Origin of the sequence: Aeromonas sp. R1-1 (assembly GCF_040908495.1) — a bacterium.
GTDB classification, from domain to species: domain Bacteria; phylum Pseudomonadota; class Gammaproteobacteria; order Enterobacterales; family Aeromonadaceae; genus Aeromonas; species Aeromonas veronii.
The window spans coordinates 1-2,708 of sequence record NZ_JBFODV010000045.1 but is presented as its reverse complement, the minus strand read 5'-3'; the positions used below and the strand labels follow the sequence as shown (position 1 = coordinate 2,708).

General features: G+C 61.9%; 2 protein-coding genes. Both read right to left on the bottom strand.

The annotated features are described in order from the left end of the window. Positions 1–207: 207 nt before the first annotated feature. Positions 208–1,536 (bottom strand): CoA-disulfide reductase, encoded by a 1,329-nt coding sequence (locus AB5Y92_RS02260; protein ID WP_164537336.1) that lies wholly within the window; start codon positions 1,534–1,536, stop codon positions 208–210. A 98-nt stretch (positions 1,537–1,634) separates the two neighbouring features. Then, the coding region (locus AB5Y92_RS02255) for an L-cystine transporter (protein ID WP_368225390.1) at positions 1,635–2,708 on the bottom strand (1,074 nt) is incomplete at its 5' end.

Sequence of the window (2,708 nt, the reverse complement as noted above, 5' to 3'; positions counted from 1 at the left end):
GTGTTGAAAGGCTGGGGTATCCATGATGGTAGACCTCAAGGTGATGGCCTACTTCAAGATTAGCCTTTCAACACGTAATTGGGACAGAGCCTAAAAAAACCGATGCCAAGGCATCGGTTTTTTTTATCGCTGCAATTTACCCTCAGCTATTACCCGCAGATTGCTCTGCAGAGCAGAATCTGCGTAACGACGCAGTCATCGCAACGCTTACTTCGCGACATTACCCGCCACGTTCAGGGCATCCCAGGTGCGGGAGAATGGCGGCGCGTAGGCAAAGTCCAGCATGCCGAGCTGCTCGGTAGTCACCCCCATGGTGATGGCCACCGCCAGCGCGTCGATGCGGTGTACCGCCCCCTTGCGACCGAGGATCTGGCCACCCAGCAGCCGCTTGCTGCCCGCCTCATAGACCAGCTTGACGTGAATGTCGGACTGACCCGGGCAGTAGTTGGTGTGGCACTTGTCCTTGATAACCACGGTGCGATAGTCGATGCCCATCGCCCTGGCTTCCTGCTCGGAAAGGCCGGTACGGCCCGCCTCCAGCCCCAACACCTTGAGCGCGGCAGAGCCCAAAGTGCCCGGGAACTCCTGCTCGGCCCCCGCCAGGTTCTCACCCACCATACGGCCCAGCTTGTTGGCGATGGTGGCGAGCGGCACATAGACCTGCTGCTGCTTCACGCTGTGCCAGACGCTGGCACAGTCACCGGCCGACCAGATGTTGGCCAGCGAGCTGCGTCCCTGACGATCCACCTTGATGGCGCCGTTGCCGAGCCGCTCGATGCCGGTATCGGCCAGAAACTCGGTGTTGGGCTTGACCCCGGTGCAGACCACCACGATATCGGCCTCGTACTCGCCCTGGCTGGTTCGCACGCCGGTCACCCGGCCATCCCCCAGCAGCGCTTCAACTCGCTCACCCAGATGGAGAGAGACCCCCTGCTCGCGCAGTTCGGTTTCGATGTGCTGGGTGATCTCGCCATCAAACGCGTCGGGAATGACCCGATCCGCCAGCTCGATAAGACGCACCTCTTTACCCTGATGGACCAGCGCCTCGACCACCTCCAGCCCGATAAAGCCGGAGCCAATCACCACGGCGCGGCGATTATTCTTGTCTTGCACCGCCGCCTTAAGCGCCAGCCCGTCGGCCATCCGGCGCAGACCGAATACCTCTTGCTGCTGCAGACCGGGGATGGGGGGCATCACTTCGCGGGCTCCGGTGGCGATCATCAGCCGATCGTAGCAGTCGGTGAAGGTGTCGCCGTTGTGCTCCACCTGCAGGGTCTGGGCAGTTGCGTCAACGCTCAGCACCCGATGGCCAATCTTGACCTCGATCCCCTTGGCGGCGAACTGCTCGGGGGTGAACTCGGCCATGTAACCAGGCTCCTGAAACTCGTCACCGACGAAGTAAGGCAGGCCGCAGGCACCGAAAGAGATCACCTCGGAGGCCTCATACACCACGATGTCGGCATCTTTGGCCAGACGGCGTGCCTTGGCCGCCGCGCTCATACCGGCGGCTTCGCCACCGATGATCAGAATTCTCATTGCTTTTCCTCTCAATGGCGCAGGGAGGGCATGCCCTCCCTGCGGTCTATGACGGGAAAGAGTCACCCCTTTCCACGGGCAGATCAACCGACAGCAAATCAGACGGTGGACTCTTCGCCGTCCAGACTCACTTCATGATCGCTGTTGAACACATGCATGTCGGTCTCGCCCATCAGGCGGCTGGTGACCGTCCCTGCTGTGATGGAGCCGGAGACGTTGAGCGCGGTACGGCCCATATCGATCAGCGGCTCGATGGAAATGAGCAGACCGGCCAGCGCCACCGGGAAGTCCAGCGCGGAGAGCACGATCAGCGCGGCAAAGGTGGCGCCACCGCCAATCCCCGCCACCCCGAAGGAGCTGACGGTGATGATGGCGATCAGGGTCATGATAAAGCCGGGATCCATCGGGTTGACCCCGACGGTCGGGGCAATCATCACGGCCAGCATGGCCGGATAGATACCGGCACAGCCGTTCTGGCCGATGGTGGAACCGAAGGAGGCGGCGAAGTTGGCGATCCCCTCCGGAATACCCAGCGACTTGGTCTGGGTCTGCACGTTCATCGGGATGGAGCCCGCACTGGTGCGCGAGGTGAAGGCAAACGCCAGCACCGGCGTGATCTTCTTGAGGAAGCGAAGCGGGTTGATGCCGACCATGCTCACCAGCAGCAGGTGCACGACAAACATGATGGCGATGGCGCCGTAAGAGGCCATCACAAAGCTGAGCAGGTTGAGGATGTCAGCATAGTTGGAGCCGGAGACCACCTTGGTCATCAGCGCCAGTACGCCAAACGGGGTCAGGCGCAGCACCAGAGTCACCATTCGCATTACGATGGCATGAGCCACGGCCACGAAGTGGCTGAAGCTGGCGAAGATCTCCGGCTTCTTGCGGGCGATGCCGGTAGCGGAGAGGCCGATGAAGATGGAGAAGATCACCACGGCGATGGTGGAGGTCTTGCGCGCCCCGGTCATGTCGAGGAAGGGGTTGGCAGGAATGAACTCCAGCATCATCTTGGCGAACGACATGCTCTCTACGCTACCGAGGGTGGTCTGCAGCGCAGCGCCACGGGCGCTCTCGGCGGCACCGGAGGTGAGCCCTTCAGCAGTCAGGCCAAACAGGTTGGACATCAGGATGCCCGCCCCGGCGGCGATGGCGGTGGTGAAGATCAGCACGCC

What these genes read in the sequence shown, in the direction of transcription:
- AB5Y92_RS02260 (WP_164537336.1), bottom strand. Translation starts at nt 1,536, where the DNA reads ATGAGAATTCTGATCATCGGTGGCGAAGCCGCCGGTATGAGCGCGGCG.